12 protein-coding genes are annotated in these 13526 nt (G+C 56.5%); 9 read left to right on the forward strand and 3 right to left on the reverse strand.

All coding sequences use genetic code 11. The features are described 5' to 3' along the window. Window positions 1–56: 56 nt before the first annotated feature. From ppiD to ACQG03_RS05480, 3 genes are all read left to right on the forward strand, one after another. Entirely contained in the window at window positions 57–1928 is a 1872-nt protein-coding gene (gene ppiD, locus ACQG03_RS05470; RefSeq protein WP_063163464.1) for a peptidylprolyl isomerase, read from the forward strand. 148 nt (window positions 1929–2076) lie between these two features. Beyond that, window positions 2077–2457, forward strand: coding sequence for a helix-hairpin-helix domain-containing protein (locus ACQG03_RS05475; RefSeq protein WP_063150412.1), 381 nt, complete (start codon window positions 2077–2079; stop codon window positions 2455–2457). A gap of 97 nt (window positions 2458–2554) precedes the next feature. Beyond that, complete coding sequence (locus ACQG03_RS05480; RefSeq protein WP_017694410.1) at window positions 2555–2953, forward strand: YbgC/FadM family acyl-CoA thioesterase; 399 nt, start codon at window positions 2555–2557, stop codon at window positions 2951–2953. Window positions 2954–3015: 62 nt separating this feature from the next. On the opposite strand, the gene queC is transcribed toward ACQG03_RS05480, so the two are convergent. Both queC and ACQG03_RS05490 read right to left on the reverse strand, forming a co-directional pair. Further along, window positions 3016–3711, reverse strand: coding sequence for a 7-cyano-7-deazaguanine synthase QueC (gene queC, locus ACQG03_RS05485; protein WP_045142053.1), 696 nt, complete (start codon window positions 3709–3711; stop codon window positions 3016–3018). A 66-nt stretch (window positions 3712–3777) separates the two neighbouring features. Further along, window positions 3778–5478: an SgrR family transcriptional regulator gene (locus ACQG03_RS05490; protein ID WP_045622308.1), complete on the reverse strand. Its 1701-nt coding sequence runs from the start codon at window positions 5476–5478 to the stop codon at window positions 3778–3780. Window positions 5479–5579: 101 nt separating this feature from the next. Here ACQG03_RS05490 and cof point away from each other — a divergent pair, with 101 nt between their 5' ends. Further along, window positions 5580–6398: an HMP-PP phosphatase gene (gene cof / locus ACQG03_RS05495; protein WP_023299454.1), complete on the forward strand. Its 819-nt coding sequence runs from the start codon at window positions 5580–5582 to the stop codon at window positions 6396–6398. Between the two features lie 41 nt (window positions 6399–6439). Here cof and ACQG03_RS05500 read toward each other — a convergent pair whose 3' ends face one another. Next, window positions 6440–7486, reverse strand: a complete 1047-nt coding sequence (locus ACQG03_RS05500; protein WP_426726097.1) for a PLP-dependent cysteine synthase family protein — start codon at window positions 7484–7486, stop codon at window positions 6440–6442. Window positions 7487–7601: 115 nt separating this feature from the next. Here ACQG03_RS05500 and ACQG03_RS05505 point away from each other — a divergent pair, with 115 nt between their 5' ends. From ACQG03_RS05505 to amtB, 5 genes are all read left to right on the forward strand, one after another. After that, window positions 7602–8060, forward strand: coding sequence for an Lrp/AsnC family transcriptional regulator (locus ACQG03_RS05505; protein WP_022647254.1), 459 nt, complete (start codon window positions 7602–7604; stop codon window positions 8058–8060). Between the two features lie 30 nt (window positions 8061–8090). Continuing rightward, complete coding sequence (locus ACQG03_RS05510; RefSeq protein ID WP_045307882.1) at window positions 8091–9845, forward strand: SmdA family multidrug ABC transporter permease/ATP-binding protein; 1755 nt, start codon at window positions 8091–8093, stop codon at window positions 9843–9845. Then, complete coding sequence (locus ACQG03_RS05515) at window positions 9838–11619, forward strand: SmdB family multidrug efflux ABC transporter permease/ATP-binding protein (RefSeq protein ID WP_063163463.1); 1782 nt, start codon at window positions 9838–9840, stop codon at window positions 11617–11619. The genes ACQG03_RS05510 and ACQG03_RS05515 overlap by 8 nt, the downstream gene beginning before the upstream one ends. A 211-nt stretch (window positions 11620–11830) precedes the next feature. Next, window positions 11831–12169, forward strand: coding sequence for a P-II family nitrogen regulator (gene glnK / locus ACQG03_RS05520; RefSeq protein WP_006809867.1), 339 nt, complete (start codon window positions 11831–11833; stop codon window positions 12167–12169). Between the two features lie 35 nt (window positions 12170–12204). Continuing rightward, window positions 12205–13491 carry an ammonium transporter AmtB gene (amtB, locus tag ACQG03_RS05525; RefSeq protein ID WP_022647257.1) on the forward strand — a complete coding sequence of 429 codons (1287 nt, stop codon included), beginning with the start codon at window positions 12205–12207 and terminating at the stop codon, window positions 13489–13491. The last annotated feature ends 35 nt before the right edge of the window (window positions 13492–13526 follow it).

Below are 13526 nucleotides of genomic sequence, written 5' to 3' on the forward strand. Positions count from 1 at the left end.
AGGATTTTCCGTCAGCGTCAGGTAACCAGTCACCTACAGCGGAGTGTTGTTACACCATGATGGACAGCTTACGCACGGCTGCTAACAGTCTCGTGCTCAAGATTATTTTCGGTATCATTATCGTGTCGTTCATATTGACCGGTGTGAGTAGTTACCTCATCGGCGGTGGCGCGAACTACGCCGCAAAAGTGAATGGCCAGGAAATTAGCCGTGGGCAGTTCGAGAACGCTTTTGCTGGTGAACGTAACCGCATGCAGCAACAGCTGGGCGACCAATACTCTGAACTTGCAGCCAACGAAGGCTATATGAAAAACCTGCGTCAGCAGACGCTGAACCGCCTTATCGACGAAGCGCTGCTGGACCAGTACGCGAAAAGCCTCGGTCTGGGCATCAGCGATGAGCAGGTTAAAAAAGCCATCTTCTCGACGCAGGCTTTCCAGTCTAATGGGAAGTTCGACAACGCGCGTTACAACAGCATTGTTAACCAGATGGGGATGACGGCTGACCAGTACGCACAGGCGCTGCGTAACCAGTTGACCACGCAACAGCTGATCAACGCGGTGGTGGGCACCGATTTCATGCTGAAAGGCGAAACTGAAGCGCTGGCGGCACTGGTGGCGCAGCAACGCGTGGTGCGTGAAGCGACGATTGATGTCAATGCACTGGCGGCGAAACAGCAGGTTAGCGACGCTGAAGTTAATGCTTACTACGAGCAAAACAAGAACAACTTCATCTCTCCTGAACAGTTCCGCGTAAGCTATATCAAGCTGGATGCTGCCGCGATGCAGAAAAACGCGACTGACGCCGAGATCCAGTCTTATTACGACCAGCATCAGGATCAGTTCACTCAGCCGCAGCGTAACCGTTACAGCGTGATCCAGACCAAAACGGAAGCAGAAGCAAAAGCCGTGCTGGACGAGCTGAACAAAGGCGCTGATTTCGCGACCGTGGCGAAAGCAAAATCCACCGACATTATTTCTGCCAAAAACGGTGGTGATATGGGCTGGCTGGAAGATTCCACTACCCCGGACGAGCTGAAAAATGCGGGTCTTAAAGAGAAAGGCCAACTGTCTGGTGTAATCAAATCCTCCGTTGGCTTCCTGGTGGCGCGTCTGGACGATGTCGTGGCGGCGAAAACCAAGCCGCTGGCTGACGTTCGTGATGATATCGCTGCGAAAGTGAAGCAGGAGAAAGCGCTGGACGCCTTCTATGCTCTGCAACAGAAAGTGAGCGATGCCGCAAGCAACGACAACGAATCACTGGCGGGCGCTGAGCAGGCTGCTGGCGTGAAAGCGGTTGAGACGGGCTGGTTCAGCCATGAAAATCTGCCGGAAGAACTGAACTTCAAACCGGTTTCAGATGCCATTTTCAATGGTGGTCTGGTAGGTGAGAACGGTACGCCGGGCAGCAACTCAGACATCATTACCGTTGACGGTGACCGTGCGTTCGTACTGCGCGTCAGCGAGCACAAAGCCGAGGCAGTGAAGCCCCTGGCGGAAGTGAAAGATCGGGTGGTGGCGCTGGTCAAACACAACAAAGCGGCACAGCAGGCAAAACTGGATGCAGAGAAAATTCTGGCCGATCTGAAAGCCGGTAAGAACGATGCACTGAAAGCGGCTGGCCTGAGCTTTGGCGAAGCCAAAACGCTGAGCCGTACCGGTCAGGATCCTGTCAGCCAGGCGGCGTTTGGTCTGAGCCTGCCGGCGAAAGACAAACCTGTCTTTGGCACCACGACCGATATGCAGGGTAACGTGGTGATTCTGGCTCTGGATGAAGTCAAAGCCGGCACGCTGCCAGACGCGCAGAAGAAGGCCATGGTTCAGGGAATTACCCAGAATAATGCCCAGATTGCTTTCGAAGCGATGATGAGCAACCTGCGTAAAGAAGCCAAAATCAAGCTGGGTGATGTGGTGACCCAGGAGCAATAATTACGTACCTGCTCGCAGATTTTCGTAACGCTCTGCAAAAACTAAAGGCCGCTTTCGCGGCCTTTTCCATTTCTGCAATCTGCTGTTTGTCCCTGTTTTCTCGTACGGCTATCGTGGCGTGGCTGTCAACAAACAAGGAGAAAACAGCATGAAATGTGGAATCAAAGCACTGTTAATTACACTGGCTATTGCCACTTCCGGGATGAGTGCGGTCGCGCTGGCGGCGTCGCCCTCGGCTAAAGCGCAGGCTGCACAGACCAAAACAGACTCAGCTGCGCAGGCTCATACGCAATCAAAAGCGACTGATGCCGGTAAAAGTGCAGAGGATGACGGTACGCGAGTCAGCATCAATTCGGCATCGGCAGAAGAGCTCGCGCGCGTGATGAACGGTGTGGGACTTAAAAAAGCCCAGGCCATTGTTAGCTACCGCGAGGAGTACGGTCCTTTCAAAACCCTTGACGATCTCAAGCAGGTGCCGGGTATGGGCAGCGCGCTGGTTGAGCGCAATCTCGCACACCTGACGCTGTAATCGCGTAATCACTTGCACTGCGGCAAAAATTTGCCAGGATAAAGAGGTCATACCAGTTATGACCTCTGAACCTATAACAACGAAAGGCTATTGCGCTATGCAGACACAAATCAAAGTCCGTGGTTATCACCTCGATGTTTACCAGCACGTCAATAACGCCCGCTACCTTGAATTTCTTGAAGAGGCGCGCTGGGATGGCCTGGAGAACAGCGAAAGCTTCCAGTGGCTGACCGCACACAACATCGCGTTTGTGGTCGTCAACATCAACATTAACTACCGCCGCCCGGCTGTGCTTGGGGATGTGCTCACCGTGACCAGTGAGGTCCAACAACTGAATGGCAAAAGTGGTGTATTGAGCCAGGTCGTCACGCTTGAGCCAGAAGGGCAGGTGGTGGCCGATGCGCTGATCACCTTTGTCTGTATCGATCTCAAAACCCAGAAAGCGTTGCCGCTGGAAGGGGAGTTGCGCGAAAAGCTGGAGCTGATGATCGCATAAGTAATATTCAGGAATGCCCGCGCTGTCGACTCCTGTTGTACGACAGCGCGGACAGTTAGCCCTTATTTCAGACCGGTCTTTTTCTGCATCGCGGCCATCACGCCCGCTTTATCCGCAAGATAATGATTCAGACCGTTCGCGCGCAGGTTACAGGCGGCACACTGCCCGCAGCCGTCCCCTTTAATGCCGTTGTAGCAGGTCAGGGTCTCGTTGCGAACGACATCCAGCTTGCCCCAGTAGTCGGCCAGCGCCCAGGTTTCGGCTTTATCCAGCCACATCAGCGGCGTTTCGAAGCGGGTCTCTTTTGCCATTCCCAGATCCACGGCGTGATTGAGCGCTTTCACGAATTCATCCCGGCAGTCCGGGTAGCCAGAGAAGTCGGTCTCACACACGCCCGTGATCACCGCTTCGGCTTTCACCTGGTAGGCATAGATTGCCGTCAGGGTCAGGAAGAGAATATTACGCCCAGGTACGAAGGTATTCGGAATGCCGCTGGCATCCGGTTCGTAATCAGGCACCGGAATGCTGTCGCGGGTGAGGCTGCTGACGGCCAGTTCATTTAACAGCGTCACGTCCAGCACTTTATGAGCGCGGGCGCCCAGTTTGAGGGCCAGTTCACGAGCGACATCGATTTCAGCGCGATGACGCTGACCATAATCAAAAGTGACGCAGTGCACTTCATCATACTGGTGAAGTGCCTGAATCAGGCAGGTTGTGGAATCTTGTCCTCCGCTGAACACGACGACGGCACGTTTCATAGATCATCTCGACAGTTACGGTAAAAGCGTCATGTTAACGCCTGGCTAAAGCGGCGACCAGCTTCTTCACGCGTTTGGTGGAGGAAGCCAGGCTTCGGTGAAGTCAAACCAGCCGCGAGTGTTAAGGCGTATTCCGTTGACGCCCGGAGGAGCGCTGATTTGATACTGGTAGTTAAAGAGCGGTGTCAGGACGGCTGTCTCCATTAATCGGCTGAAGATAGCCTGAAGTCCTGCGTGTCGGTCACGTTCGTCGGCCTGCGTCTGCACCGCATCCAGTGTGGCCTGCAAATGGGCGTATGCCGGTGCGCTCAGCAGATGCGGCCAGAGCGCATCGCAGCGGAGCCATTGCTCAAGGGTGTACGCTGGCGCTTCGCCAATCAGTCTGTCTCCCATCATGATGTCTGCATCGGCAAGCTGCTGGCAACCGTCCCACGTCTTGGCGTCGTGAAAGATGACGGTCAGTTCACAGCCCTGCCGCGCAAGGTATGCTTTTAACTGGCTGGCCATGGTGTGAAGCTCAACCGGCAGGTGGTAGACAAGCGTCAATGCCTCTGGCAGCACAACGTCGGTTAAATCAGGCCATTGGGGGATCGCCCAGCCGGGAAGCAGTTCCTCGGTAGGAGTGATGAGCCCTTCGTTCAGGGGAAGCGTATGCAGCAGCGTTGAGAGATGAATGATATTAATCAGCCGCTTTGCCTGAAGTTCGCTCAGACGCGGACTTTGTTTCAGCGTGAGGTAGCAGAAGCCCAGACTGGTGCTGTTACTCACCAGCCGCAGGCTGGCCAGCTCGTCGGCCTCGCCAATGGCGATTTGCACCGGGTGGCGACAGCTGGTGCCCAGACTGTAGTCAAAAAGCTGGGGCGTGATCCAGTACTCGATAGCCTTAAGTAACGGATGGCCAAGATGATACTGCTCGTGGCTTTCCAGACGCACCAGTTCAGGCTCAAAAACGCTCAGCCGAAAGGGACCGCTGCCCACCACGGGGTAATCGGGATGCGCCAGACGGCTACAGTATGTTGCCAGCCTGTGCGCCAGCCAGTAGTCAGGTTGATGGAGAATAAACGTCAGGCTTTGCGGATGCGTGGTTTCGATACGTAAGACGCTGCGGAAAAGCGTGTCCATGCCGGGCTGCGATAGCAGCGCCGTCAGGCTTTGCCTGAGCTGTGCCGTCTCTATTTTATCGCCGTTATGCCAGTGCAGGGTGGAGCGTATGTAGAAATGCCAACGCAGGCCGTCAGCAGAGACTTCCCAGTGATGCGCCAGATCGCCCGTGGGTTCACTGCTGTTACCATTAAAACGCGTCAAACCAGAGAATACCTGTCCCGCCAGATGCTGCTCCGCCCGGCCAGGGAGAAACCCCGGCTGAAGCGGCTCCAGCGAACGATAGTAGGGAATACGCAGCGTCGGCGTATCGTTCTGCCATTGCCCGCCCATAAACGGATGCAGCAGCGATCGCAAATCTTCAGGCGCGAGCTGGGCCAGCTCCAGCGCGTTGTGCTGCTGTCCACTTTTCAGGGCCTCTTCCATCATCGTATTACGCAACGAATCCGGGGTGACGTGAAAGCGTAATTCCCCACGCTTTCCTCGTCCGGAGCGGGCGTGCCAGCTTAGCCAGCCCGCCTCCTGCGCCTGGCGCAGCAGGGTGCGTACATGTCGCTCGCTGCAAAAGCAGCGGCTGGCAAGTTCACTGATGGTCACCTGCTGCGTTGCGCCGGCGGAGGGGTGCCACAGACGCTGATACTGGTTAAGACGGTTAAGCTGGCGCATGAAAAACCCGGAACAATAATTATCATCTATTCACTATTACTTCCGTATATCTCACGTAATACTGATGCACAAGTTAACCGCATCACATTTCGGGAGTAATTATGGCTCGGCTCGCTGCATTTGATATGGACGGCACGCTGTTAATGCCGGATCACCGTTTAGGGGAGAAAACCCTGAACACACTTAAGCGCCTGCGCGAGCGTGAAGTCACCCTGACGTTTGCCACTGGTCGTCATGTGCTGGAGATGCGCCATCTGCTGGGAACATTTGCCCTCGATGCGTTCCTGATCACCGGCAACGGGACGCGCATTCACTCCGTCGAGGGCGATGTGCTGCACCGTCAGGATCTGGATCCGGAAGTGGCGGACATCGTCCTGCACAGCACCTGGGATACGCAGGCCAGCGTGCATGTTTTTAACGATGAAGGCTGGTTTACCGGGCGTGAGATCCCGGCCTTGCTGCACGCTCACGTTTACAGTGGCTTTAAATATCAGCTCATCGATTTGCGCCGCATTCCGGCACACAAGGTAACCAAGATCTGCTTCTGCGGCGATCACGACGATCTCTGCCGCCTGCGTATTCAGCTTAACGAGGCGCTGGGTGACCGGGCGCACCTGACCTTCTCGGCGGTGGACTGTCTTGAAGTGTTGCCGGTGGGCTGTAACAAAGGATCTGCGCTGGCGGTGCTGAGCGATCGTCTGGGGCTGACGATGCAGGACTGTATGGCCTTTGGTGACGCCATGAACGACCACGAGATGCTGAGCAGCGTAGGCCGTGGTCTGATTATGGGGAACGCGATGCCGCAACTTATCGCCGCGCTCCCGCATTTACCGGTTATCGGACACTGTCGTAACGAAGCGGTGTCCCATTTTTTGACGCATTGGCTGGACAAAAATAACCTCCCATATTCCCCCGAATAGCGAGCTCCTTCCAGCAAGCCAGGCTAAAGCCTGGCTTTTTTTTATTTCACCAGATGCAAAATCTGCGCTTTCCACGGTTCAACATCGCCAATATTGGCCTGTACCCATTCTGCGTTGTAATAGGTGTCCAGGTAGCGTTCCCCGCTGTCGCACAGCAGCGTGACGACAGAGCCGCTAAGGCCTTCTTCACGCATTCTCGCGGCCAGTTGTAGCGCCCCCCACATATTGGTGCCGGTAGAGGCTCCGACCTTACGGCCAAGCTGTGTCTCCAGCCAGTGCGCCGTCGCGACGCTGGCGGCGTCCGGCACGCGGAGCATCTCATCCACAACGTCCGGAATGAACGAGGGTTCGACGCGCGGGCGACCAATTCCTTCGATCTTGCTCCCCACAGGGCTGCGCAGGCTGGCATCGCGAGATTGCCAGTAATCAAGGAACACCGAGTTCTGAGGGTCAACCACCATCAGCTGCGTATCATAACCCTGACAGCGGATATAACGTCCGATGGTGGCGGAGGTTCCGCCCGTGCCCGCGCTCATGACAATGTAAGAGGGGACGGGATGTGGCTCGTGGGTCATCTGGCGGAAAATGCTGTCCGCAATGTTATTATTGCCGCGCCAGTCGGTGGCGCGCTCGGCGAAGGTGAACTGGTCCATATAGTGACCATTTAGTTCGCGGGCCAGCATTTCGGAGGCCGCATAGATTTCGCAGGCGCTTTCCACAAAGTGGCAGCGTCCGCCGTAAAATTCGATCTGTTCAACTTTACGTTTCGCCGTGCAGGAGGGCATCACAGCGATAAACGGCAGGCCCAGCAGGCGGGCAAAGTAGGCCTCTGAGACGGCAGTTGATCCGGACGACGATTCAATAATCGTGGTGCCTTCTTTAATCCAGCCGTTACATAAACCGTATAAAAAGAGTGAACGCGCCAGGCGATGCTTCAGGCTGCCGGTAGGATGGGTACTTTCATCCTTCAGGTAAAGCTGAATGCCGGGAAATCCAGGCAAAAGCAGGCGGATCAAATGGGTATCTGCCGAGCGCTGATAGTCGGCATTTATTTCGCTGATGGCATGTTTAACCCAGGTGCTATTCATCGTAGTTATCCGTTTGTCATTTTGTGCCCAGCATAGCGAAAAGCACAGAAAAAATTGTTGCTATCTGGCCTTTAAAATAGAATGTAAGGAGAATAATTTTCTCCGGGAGGTGGATATGCTAGATAAAATTGACCGCAAGCTGCTTTCTTTGCTGCAAAGCGACTGCACCCTCTCTTTGCAGGCGCTGGCAGATGCCGTTAATCTGACCACCACACCGTGCTGGAAGCGCCTCAAGAAGCTGGAAGACGATGGCATTCTGCTGGGACGTGTGGCGCTGCTGGACCCCGAAAAACTGGGGCTTGGACTGACCGCCTTCGTCCTGATAAAAACGCAGCATCACAGCAGCGAATGGTACAGCCGCTTCGTCACCCAGGTTTCCGACATGCCCGAGGTGCTCGGCTTCTGGCGCATGGCGGGGGAATACGACTATCTGATGCGCGTTCAGGTGGCAGACATGAAGCGCTACGATGATTTTTACAAGCGGCTGGTCAATAGCGTACCGGGCTTGTCCGATGTCACCTCCAGTTTCGCCATGGAACAGATTAAATACACCACAGCGTTACCCATTGAATAACTTCATAAAATATCTTCAGGAAAAGACCGCGTGCGATTATTTGCCCAATTAAGCTGGTACTTTCGTCGGGAGTGGCAACGCTACCTCGGCGCGGTGGCCCTGCTTATTATCATTGCCATTTTGCAACTGATCCCGCCCAAAGTGGTGGGATACGTCGTGGATGGTGTTACGGAACAGCATTACACCGCCGCACGGGTGATGATGTGGGTCGGTACGCTGGTGTTGACGGCCGTGGTGGTTTACCTGCTGCGTTATGTCTGGCGCGTGCTGCTGTTCGGCGCGTCCTATCAGCTTGCCGTTGAGCTGCGCGAGGACTTTTACCGCCAGCTGAGCCGCCAGCACCCTGAGTTTTATCTGCGTCACCGTACCGGGGATCTCATCGCCCGCGCCACAAACGATGTGGACCGTGTGGTGTTTGCCGCCGGTGAAGGGGTGTTAACGCTGGTGGATTCCCTGGTGATGGGCTGTGCGGTACTGATTGTGATGTCTACGCAAATTAGCTGGGAGCTCACGCTGCTGGCGTTGCTGCCGATGCCGCTGATGGCGCTGGCGATTAACCGCTACGGCGAGCAGCTCCATGAACGCTTTAAGCTGGCGCAGGCGGCGTTCTCGTCGTTAAACGATCGCACCCAGGAGAGCATGACCAGCATCCGCATGATCAAAGCGTTTGGTCTGGAAGACAGGCAGTCCGCGCTGTTTGCGGCCGACGCCGCCGATACCGGTGCGAAAAACATGCGCGTGGCGCGTATAGACGCCCGCTTTGATCCGACAATTTATATTGCGATTGGCATGGCGAACCTGCTGGCGGTGGGCGGCGGCAGCTGGATGGTGGTGCGAGGCACCATGACCCTCGGGCAGTTAACCAGCTTTGCGATGTACCTCGGGCTGATGATTTGGCCGATGCTGGCGCTGGCCTGGATGTTTAACATCGTTGAACGTGGGAGCGCCGCCTACAGCCGTATCCGCGCCATGCTGGCGGAAGTGCCGGTAGTGAACGATGGCAGCGAGCCGGTACCGGAAGGTCCGGGTGTTCTGAAGGCTGATATCCGCGTCTTTATCTACCCGCAAACGGAACATCCGGTGCTTGAAAACGTCAGTTTCACGCTGCGTCCTGGTCAGATGCTGGGCATCTGCGGCCCGACGGGCTCCGGTAAAAGCACCATTCTGTCACTGATTCAGCGCCATTTTGACGTGAGCGAAGGCGATATCCGTTTCCATGACGTCCCCCTGCCACGTCTGCTGCTGGATGACTGGCGCAGCCGCCTGGCGGTCGTCAGCCAGACGCCGTTTTTGTTTTCAGACACCATAGCCAACAATATCGCGCTCGGGTGCCCGACGGCGACACAGGACCAGATCGAGCATGTGGCGCGCTTAGCCAGCGTACATGAGGATATTCTGCGCCTGCCGCAGGGCTACGACACAGAAGTGGGTGAGCGGGGCGTTATGCTCTCCGGTGGACAAAAACAGCGTATCTCTATTGCCCGCGCGCTGCTGCTGGACGCTGAGATCCTGATTCTGGATGATGCGCTGTCCGCGGTTGACGGGCGTACCGAGCATCAAATTCTGCATAACCTTCGCCAGTGGGGGGAGGGGCGCACGGTCATCATCAGCGCGCACCGTCTGTCGGCCCTTACCGAAGCCAGTGAAATTCTGGTGCTTCAGCACGGGCATATTGCCCAACGTGGTCAGCATGAACAGCTCGCCGGGCAGGCCGGCTGGTATCGGGATATGTACCGCTATCAACAGCTTGAAGCTGCGCTGGATGAGGAGGTCACCGATGCGTAAGTTTGGACAGATGTGGCCGACGTTAAAACGGCTGCTCGCCTATGGCTCACCGTGGCGCAAACCGCTTTCCATCGCCGTGCTGTTACTGTGGATCGCCGCGATTGCGGAGGTGACCGGTCCGCTGCTTATCAGCTATTTTATCGATAACATGGTGGCGAAAAGCTATCTGCCGCTGGGGCTGGTGGCGGGGCTGGGTGTGGCGTATGTCGGGCTACAGCTGACGGCGGCGGGGCTGCACTATGCGCAGTCGCTGCTGTTTAACCGGGCCGCCGTGGGCGTGGTCCAGCAGCTACGCACGGATGTGATGGATGCCGCGCTGCGCCAGCCGCTGAGCGAGTTTGATACCCAGCCGGTCGGGCAGGTTATTTCGCGCGTCACCAATGACACCGAGGTGATCCGCGACCTTTATGTGACCGTTGTCGCAACGGTTCTGCGCAGTGCCGCATTGATTGGCGCGATGCTGGTGGCGATGTTCAGTCTGGACTGGCGGATGGCGCTGGTGGCGATCGCTATTTTCCCGGCGGTGCTGATTGTGATGGTAATTTACCAGCGCTACAGCACGCCGATTGTTCGTCGCGTGCGCGCTTACCTTGCAGACATCAATGATGGCTTCAACGAAGTGATCAACGGCATGAGCGTTATCCAGCAGTTTCGCCAGCAGGCGCGTTTTGGCGAGCGGATGGGAGAAGCCAGTCGCTCGCACTATATGGCGCGGATGCAGACGTTACGTCTGGACGGCTTCCTGTTACGCCCGCTGCTGAGCCTCTTCTCTGCGCTGGTGCTGTGCGGGATGTTGATGCTGTTTGGCCTGACGACGCGCGGAACCATTGAGGTGGGAGTGCTGTACGCGTTTATCAGTTACCTTGGCCGTCTTAACGAACCGCTGATTGAACTCACTACGCAGCAATCGATGCTGCAACAGGCGGTAGTCGCGGGTGAGCGTGTGTTTGAGCTGATGGACAGGCCGCGTCAGACCTATGGCGATGATGAACGTCCGCTGGAAAGTGGATCCATAGCGTTTGATCATGTCTCGTTTGCCTACCGCGACGATCAGCTTGTCTTGCATGATATCAACCTCGAGGTACCGTCGCGCGGTTTTGTCGCCCTGGTTGGGCATACCGGCAGCGGCAAAAGCACGCTCGCCAGTTTGCTGATGGGCTACTATCCGTTGACGCAGGGGGAGATCCGTCTGGATGGACGGCCTCTTTCCGCGCTTAGCCACAACGCGTTGCGTAAAGGCGTCGCGATGGTGCAGCAGGATCCGGTAGTGCTGGCGGATACCTTTTATGCCAACGTGACGCTGGGACGATCTTTCACGCCTGAGCAGGTATGGGAGGTGCTGGAAACGGTGCAGCTGGCAGATCTGGCGCGCGGGTTAAGCGAGGGGATCAATACCCGGCTGGGCGAGCAAGGCAATAACCTCTCTGTCGGGCAAAAGCAGCTCCTGGCGCTGGCGCGCGTGCTGATTGAGACGCCGCAGGTGTTGATTCTGGATGAAGCGACCGCAAGCATCGACTCCGGTACCGAACAGGCGATCCAGCTGGCGCTGGCTGCCGTGCGGGATCGCACTACGCTGGTGGTGATCGCTCACCGCCTCTCAACGATCGTCGATGCCGATACCATTCTGGTGCTGCACCGTGGCCAGGCCGTTGAACGGGGTACGCACAAAGCGCTGCTCGAGGCGAAAGGACGCTACTGGCAGATGTATCAGTTGCAGCTGGCAGGCGACGAGCTGGCCGCCAGCGTGCGCGAGGAGGAGTCGCTCAGCGCCTGATGCACCATAACAAGGCAATGCGCTAACAGTCTTAACCGTTGGTGCAAAACTGAAACGCACCCTGCACTGCCATGGTGCGTTTTTTTTCACCCCTTCGCGGCGCAGGCGCGCCGCGGCGCTTTCCTCCTCACATTTCACTTCTGGCACACCCTTTGCAATATACCTCTCGTGTTAGCTGCGGCCATTACCGAATTCTGACTGGAGGGGATATATGAAGCTGGTTACGGTGGTAATCAAACCATTCAAACTCGAAGACGTGCGTGAAGCGCTGTCTTCCATGGGTATTCAGGGACTGACTGTCACCGAAGTGAAAGGCTTTGGGCGTCAGAAAGGTCATGCCGAGCTTTATCGCGGGGCGGAATACAGCGTTAACTTCCTGCCAAAAGTGAAGATTGATGTGGCGATTGCCGACGATCAGCTTGATGAGGTGATTGATGTCGTCAGCAAAGCGGCCTACACCGGAAAAATTGGCGACGGCAAAATTTTCGTTGCCGAACTACAGCGCGTCATTCGCATCCGTACCGGCGAATCTGACGAAGCGGCGTTGTAAGTAACTCCTGGCACACAGTGATAGGGATCGAGAAAATGATGAAAGCAACAATGAAAACAGGTCTGGGTTCGCTGGCACTGCTGCCGGGCCTGGCAATGGCTGCACCTGCTGTGGCAGACAAAGCCGATAATGCCTTTATGATGATTTGCACCGCGCTGGTGCTGTTCATGACGATTCCGGGGATCGCGCTGTTTTACGGCGGCCTGATCCGCGGCAAGAACGTACTCTCCATGCTGACGCAGGTTGCCGTCACGTTCGCGCTGGTGTGCGTGCTGTGGGTGGTTTACGGTTACTCGCTGGCCTTCGGGGAGGGCAACGCCTTCTTCGGCAACGTTAACTGGGCGATGCTGAAAAATATCGAACTGACCGCGGTAATGGGCAGCTTCTATCAGTATATTCATGTCGCGTTCCAGGGCTCATTCGCGTGCATCACCGTGGGGCTGATTGTGGGCGCGCTGGCTGAGCGTATCCGCTTCTCTGCGGTACTGATTTTCGTGGTGGTCTGGCTGACGCTCTCCTATGTCCCGATTGCGCATATGGTCTGGGGCGGTGGTCTGTTGGCTTCCCATGGCGCTCTGGACTTTGCGGGCGGCACCGTTGTTCACATCAACGCCGCCGTAGCCGGCCTGGTAGGCGCATACCTGATTGGCAAGCGCGTGGGCTTTGGGAAAGAAGCATTTAAGCCGCACAACCTGCCGATGGTCTTTACCGGCACCGCCATCCTCTACTTTGGCTGGTTCGGCTTCAACGCAGGTTCAGCCAGCGCCGCTAACGAAATCGCCGCGCTGGCCTTCGTGAATACCGTGGTGGCAACTGCCGGGGCCATCCTCTCATGGGTATTTGGCGAGTGGGCCGTTCGCGGCAAGCCATCCCTGCTGGGTGCCTGTTCTGGGGCGATTGCCGGTCTGGTAGGTATTACGCCAGCATGCGGTTACGTGGGCGTGGGCGGCGCATTGCTGATCGGTATCGTCGCGGGTCTGGCGGGGCTGTGGGGCGTTACCGCACTGAAACGTATTCTGCGCGTTGACGATCCGTGTGATGTATTCGGCGTACACGGTGTGTGCGGCATTATCGGCTGTATCATGACCGGTATCTTTGCTGCACAATCTTTGGGCGGCGTGGGTTATGCTGAAGGCGTGACCATGATGCATCAGGTGCTGGTCCAGCTTGAAAGTATCGCGATTACGGTTGTCTGGTCGGGCGTTGTGGCCTTTATCGGCTACAAGCTGGCCGATATGACCGTGGGGCTGCGCGTACCGGAAGAGCAGGAGCGCGAAGGTCTGGACGTCAACAGCCACGGCGAGAATGCGTACAACGCATAATTTGAGTGCCTTGCCGGGTGGTGGCTTCGCCTTAC

This window comes from Enterobacter cloacae complex sp. 342H5 (assembly GCF_050030905.1).
Lineage (GTDB): Bacteria > Pseudomonadota > Gammaproteobacteria > Enterobacterales > Enterobacteriaceae > Enterobacter > Enterobacter intestinihominis.

Excerpts from the sequence above, each read along its gene's own strand:
- amtB (WP_022647257.1), top strand. The coding sequence starts at position 12,205 with ATGATGAAAGCAACAATGAAAACAGGTCTGGGTTCGCTGGCACTGCTG.
- ppiD (WP_063163464.1), top strand. The coding sequence starts at position 57 with ATGATGGACAGCTTACGCACGGCTGCTAACAGTCTCGTGCTCAAGATT.
- cof (WP_023299454.1), top strand. The coding sequence starts at position 5,580 with ATGGCTCGGCTCGCTGCATTTGATATGGACGGCACGCTGTTAATGCCG.
- ACQG03_RS05490 (WP_045622308.1), bottom strand. The coding sequence starts at position 5,478 with ATGCGCCAGCTTAACCGTCTTAACCAGTATCAGCGTCTGTGGCACCCC.
- queC (WP_045142053.1), bottom strand. The coding sequence starts at position 3,711 with ATGAAACGTGCCGTCGTCGTGTTCAGCGGAGGACAAGATTCCACAACC.
- glnK (WP_006809867.1), top strand. The coding sequence starts at position 11,831 with ATGAAGCTGGTTACGGTGGTAATCAAACCATTCAAACTCGAAGACGTG.
- ACQG03_RS05515 (WP_063163463.1), top strand. The coding sequence starts at position 9,838 with ATGCGTAAGTTTGGACAGATGTGGCCGACGTTAAAACGGCTGCTCGCC.
- ACQG03_RS05480 (WP_017694410.1), top strand. The coding sequence starts at position 2,555 with ATGCAGACACAAATCAAAGTCCGTGGTTATCACCTCGATGTTTACCAG.
- ACQG03_RS05505 (WP_022647254.1), top strand. The coding sequence starts at position 7,602 with ATGCTAGATAAAATTGACCGCAAGCTGCTTTCTTTGCTGCAAAGCGAC.
- ACQG03_RS05500 (WP_426726097.1), bottom strand. The coding sequence starts at position 7,486 with ATGAATAGCACCTGGGTTAAACATGCCATCAGCGAAATAAATGCCGAC.
- ACQG03_RS05475 (WP_063150412.1), top strand. The coding sequence starts at position 2,077 with ATGAAATGTGGAATCAAAGCACTGTTAATTACACTGGCTATTGCCACT.